General features: G+C 64.4%; 4 protein-coding genes and 1 pseudogene. 3 read left to right on the plus strand and 2 right to left on the minus strand.

The genetic code is table 11. From position 1 onward, the window contains the following. The first annotated feature begins 77 nt into the window (after positions 1 to 77). Positions 78 to 949: pseudogene (locus EOA33_RS23785) on the plus strand (TMEM43 family protein). 43 nt (positions 950 to 992) lie between these two features. Here the strand turns inward: EOA33_RS23785 and EOA33_RS23790 are convergent. Both EOA33_RS23790 and EOA33_RS23795 read right to left on the minus strand, forming a co-directional pair. Next, positions 993 to 2024, minus strand: a complete 1032-nt coding sequence (locus EOA33_RS23790; protein WP_127406733.1) for a histone deacetylase family protein — start codon at positions 2022 to 2024, stop codon at positions 993 to 995. A gap of 23 nt (positions 2025 to 2047) precedes the next feature. Next, positions 2048 to 2701, minus strand: coding sequence for a TetR/AcrR family transcriptional regulator (locus EOA33_RS23795; protein ID WP_126058506.1), 654 nt, complete (start codon positions 2699 to 2701; stop codon positions 2048 to 2050). 261 nt (positions 2702 to 2962) lie between these two features. Here EOA33_RS23795 and EOA33_RS23800 point away from each other — a divergent pair, with 261 nt between their 5' ends. Beyond that, positions 2963 to 4642 (plus strand): amidohydrolase, encoded by a 1680-nt coding sequence (locus EOA33_RS23800; protein WP_127406734.1) that lies wholly within the window; start codon positions 2963 to 2965, stop codon positions 4640 to 4642. Between the two features lie 126 nt (positions 4643 to 4768). Then, the coding region (locus tag EOA33_RS23805) for an ATP-binding cassette domain-containing protein (RefSeq protein ID WP_127406735.1) at positions 4769 to 5064 on the plus strand (296 nt) is incomplete at its 3' end.

Here is a 5064-nt window from a genome sequence, read left to right on the forward strand (position 1 = left end):
GCTTCTTCGTCGTCTCCGACTTGGAGTCTTCCTTCCACTGGTACATCTCGACGCTGCGCGACAGGCGCAGCGTCGAGATGTACCAGTGGAAGGAAGACTCCAAGTCGGAGACGACGAAGAAGCTGGGTGGCGGCGAGGAGACGGTGACGACCTACAGCTATTCGAAGGTGTGGGACGACAGCCAGATCAACTCATCCGACTTCAAGAAGCCCGACGGCCACCAGAACCCGCCGATGGCGATCCACAGCAGGAGCTTCCAGATTGCGGAGGGCAAACTCGGCGCCTTCACGCTCGACAGGCCGGTGCTCGACCGCATCGGGGGCGACAAGGAATTTTCGCTCTCGTCCAGCCAGTCGGCCGCGATCGAGGCTGCCTATACCGGTGCAAAGCCGATCAACATCGTCGACGGCAGGATCTATCTCGGCGCCGATACGACGTCGCCGGCGCTGGGCGACTATCGCATCGGTTACGAGCTGGCGCCGCTCGGCACGTCAGCATCGTCGCGCGCCAGGCCGGCGACCGGTTCGAGTCCTACCAGACGGCGGCCGGCGATGCGTTGCTGATGGTGGATACGGGCGACGTGCCCGCCGACAGGATGTTCGCCGAAGCGGTCAGCGCGAACACGCTGATAACCTGGCTGCTGCGCGCCGGCGGCCTGATCCTGCTGACGATAGGCTTTGCCCTGCTGCTCGGCCCGATCGGGGTGATCTTCGACGTCATACCCTTCCTCGGCAGCCTGGCCCGGCTGGGCACCGGCATCATCGCCTTCGTCCTGGCGATCCTGGTCGGGACGACGACGATCGCCGTCGCCTGGTTCTGGTATCGGCCGGTGCTGGCGGCCGCCATCCTGGCCGCGGGCGTTATTGCTGCGGCGGCGGTGTACATGCTTGGGCGTTCCCGCAAACCGGCCGTGCCGGCCGCCGCGCCGAGCCCCGGCGCTGCCGCATAGCGTAGAGTTTCCAAGGGGCGGCTGCTGCCGCCCCCTTGGGCTCCTACCTGTCCTCGAAGCCGGTCAGCACGCCGACGGCGTTGATGCCGATCTCTTCCACCGCGTAGCCGCCTTCCATGACGAACAGCGTCGGCAGGCCGAGCCTGGCGATGCGGCGACCGATCTTGGGATAGTCGGCGCTCTTCAGCTTGAACTGGCTGATTGGGTCCTTCTCGAACGTGTCGACGCCGAGCGACACCACGACGACATCGGGGACGTAGGCGGCAAGCTTGGAGCAGGCATCCTCCAGGGAGGCGTTCCAGCCGTCCCAGTCGGTGCCGAACGGCATCGGGTAGTTGAGGTTGAAGCCTTCGCCTTCGCCGATGCCGTGCTCGTCGGCATGGCCGAGGAAGAACGGATACTCGGTCATCGGATCGCCGTGCAGGTTGATCACCTGGACGTCGCCGCGGCCGTAGAAGATCTCCTGCGTGCCGTTGCCGTGATGGTAGTCGACATCGAGGATCGAGACGCGCCTAGCGCCCTGGTCGAGGAACCACTGCGCGGCAACGGCGGCGTTGTTGATGAAGCAATAGCCGCCCATGAAGGCGGCACCCGCATGATGGCCGGGCGGGCGGCAGAGCGCGAAGGCGGCCGGTTCGCCGGCCTTGACCAGTTCAGCCGCCGTCAGCGCCACTTCATAGGACGACTTGATCGCCGCCCAGGTGCCTTCGACGAAGGTGGCGCCGGCGTCGAAGGAATAATAGCCGAGCAGGCCGTCGATGCGCCGCGGCGGCACGTCGCCGCGCAAACCGCGCGTCGGCCAGGTGAACGCCATGGCCGAGCCCTTGTGCCCCTCAGCCGTCCATCGCGGCCAGACGGTCGGCAGGAAGTCGATGTAGTCGGCACTGTGCACGCGCTTGGCGGCGGCGAGATCATGCTCGACCGGCCCGATGATCAGCCCCAGCTTCTCGCTCTCGACGCGCGCCCTGATGAATTCCGCCCGCGACGGCTTTTCGAAACCCGGCACGATCGCCGACGTGACCAGTTCCATATGGCCTGCATGGCCGGCGTGAAGCGGCGAATAGACAGTCTTCATGAAATTCCTCTCGAAGTGCGAAATCAGTCAAGATTGAGATAGGGGTTCACCAAGGCGAGCCACATCACTTCCACATCGTCCTCGATAAGGTCGTATGTCTTGCGATCCCTTTTCAGCCCCACAAGCCGGCACGCGTGCCCGACCTCCATCATCAGCAAGCCGAGGCGGCTCGCGACCTTGTCTTCAAGAGCCGGGTTCACATGCTGCAGCCATGCGGCGTAGAGGGCGATGATCTGGTCGTCGTATTCGTTCTGGATCGGTCTCAGGTCGGCGTTTCCCGATATGGCCTCGATCACCGGCATCAGGCTGGCGTTGTCGAGATAGAGCTTCGAGGTGTCGATGAAGAGCTTGCGCACTTCCTGGCGAAACTCTTCGCGGTTGGTGGGCGGGGCGACCTCGATGCGCCTTGCGATCACCTCCGGAAACGACGACAGCCAGCGCCGGGCGAGGTCGAGAAGTATGGCCTCCTTGTTGGGAAAGTACTGGTAGACCGAACCGACCGACAGGCCGGCATGCTGGGCGATGGCGAGCGTCGTCGGCGCCTTGGTTCCTTGCTCCCGCGTCAAGGTCAGCGCCGCGTCGAGAATCCTGTCGACCACCTTGCTCGAGCGTTCCTGGCGCGGCTGCTTGCGCGGTTCGAGCGCTATCCTGGTTTCGCGGCTGAGGTTGCGCTTCACGGCTCTAGGTCCTCGTTCCCCGCCCCGGTCTCAAGACAGGCGCCGGGTGCTGTCCACAATTCATTCGAAATTCGGAGCGTTGACAAACGCGAATAATTAGTCGCATTCTTTATCCACGCTGTCTGCCGGGATAACAAGGGGAATTTCGAAGACAGCGCGCTGGCATCATTCTTGTCCCATGGCGCGCCGCTCCGGCGGAGTGGAACGCCGTTGGCCAAGGGGTTGCCGGTCACGGCCAGTCGTCAAAAGCGCGGAGTCGCGATGTCTGTCACGGGTGCGGATCACAATGCGGATCTGATCGTCGTCAACGGTCGTGTGCTGACCATGGATGCCGACAATCCCGCAGCCGAAGCCATTGCCGTCAAGGACGGCGCCATCATCGCCATCGGCAGCTGTGCCTCGATCGAAGGCTACAAGGGAACGGCCACCAGGATCGTCGACGCCGGGGGCGGCTCGGTGATCCCCGGCTTCATCGAAGCCCACATGCATCTGTTTTCGGGGGCGGCCGAGCTTGCGCATCTGCAACTGTCGGGCGTCCACGGCTTCGAGGCGCTGCAAGCAGCGATCCGCGACTATGCATCGGCATGGCCCGACGCCAAGATGCTGGTCGCGCAAGGTGTCGACTATACCGTCCTTGGCGACGTGCGGGTGACGCGCCACCATCTCGACGCGATCCTGCCCGCCCGGCCTTTCGTCATGGCCGCTCCCGACCACCACACGATGTGGGCCAACACCAAGGCGCTGGAGATGGCCGGCATCCTGCACGGACGCACGCTTGGTCCGGGCAACGAGATCGTCATGGGCGAGGATGGCCTGGCCGCAGGCGAACTGCGCGAGGGCGAGGCGTTCGGCCCTGTGCTCGATCTTGCCGGAGAAGGTCGGGTGCGGCTGGGGCTGGCGACCGGCGGCGAGCCGGATCCGATGCCGACCGCCGCCGAGCGCGCCGCCGACCGCGACATCATGCGGCGCGGGCTCGCCTGGTGCGCGCGCCACGGCATCACCTCCATCCAGAACATGGACGGCAATCTCTACCAGCTCGAGCTGCTGGCCGAGATCGAGGCCGAGGAGGGCTTGTCCTGCCGTGCGCAGATACCGTTTCACTACAAGAATTTCATGACGCTCGACATCCTCGACAAGGCGTCCGTCATGGCCGAACGCTACAACACCGAGTGGTTGTCGTCGGGCATGGTCAAGGTGTTCTATGACGGTGTGCTCGATTCTTGGACGGCGGTGATGGTCGAACCCTATGCCGACCGGCCGAACTGGGTGGGCGAGCCGCTGTTTACGCCGCGCCGGTTCGCCGAGCTTGCGGTCGCCGTCGACAGGCGCGGGCTGCAGATGGCGGTGCATTCGATCGGCGACGGCGCGGTGCGTGCCGTCCTCGACGGCTACGAGGCGGCCGCGAAGGCCAATGGCAAGCGCGACAGCCGGCACCGGGTCGAGCACATCGAGGTCATCACCGACGCCGATGTGCCACGCTTCGAAGATCTTGGCGTCATCGCCTCCATGCAGCCGCCGCATCCGCCCGGCGCGATGGATTTTCCCCTGGAACCGACGGTGTCGCGCATCGGGCAGGCCCGCTGGCCGCTAAGCTATGCATGGCGGACCCTGAAGAATGCCGGCGCGCGCGTCGTCTTCGCCTCCGACTGGCCGGTAGCGCCCATCGATCCGATCCTGGGCATCCAGGCGGCAGTGTTGCGCAAACCATGGGCAAGCACCGACCCCGACCAGAGATTCTCGCTGCACGAGGCGATTGCCGGCTATACGGTGGAAGGGGCCTATGCCGAGTTCATGGAGGACCGAAAGGGCCGCCTGAAGCCGGGCTATCTGGCCGACCTGGTGGTGCTCTCGGCCGATATCGAGGCGACCGCGCCGGAAGATCTGCACAAGGTGCGGCCGGTCACCACGGTTTGCGGCGGAAAGGTCACTTATCAAGCCTGACGGTGGCACGGGAATTGCTTTTTAGTCCAGTCCAAGCTCCGCAGTTGCCAAGCCGATTGGCTTATGGTGACAATCAAACAGGAACAAAACCTGCCGCCAAGAGCAGGCCATCTCAATGGGGTAATCGTGCCGGAACAACCGGATAAGAATGCGATCGAGGTTCGTGGCGTTCGCAAGGTATTTGGCAGCGGTGAAAACCAGGTCGCCGCTCTCGACACGGTTTCGGTGTCGATCCGCGAAAACGAGTTCTTCACGCTGCTGGGGCCTTCCGGCTGCGGCAAGACAACGCTTCTGAGGCTGATCGCCGGCTTCGACTTTCCAACCGCCGGCGAGATCCTGCTGCACGGCCAGGACATCGCGCCGCTGCCGCCATTCAAGCGGCCGGTCAACACCGTGTTCCAGTCCTACGCGCTGTTCCCGCA

Origin of the sequence: Mesorhizobium sp. M4A.F.Ca.ET.050.02.1.1 (assembly GCF_003997725.1) — a bacterium.
In the GTDB taxonomy this organism is placed as follows: Bacteria; Pseudomonadota; Alphaproteobacteria; order Rhizobiales; family Rhizobiaceae; genus Mesorhizobium.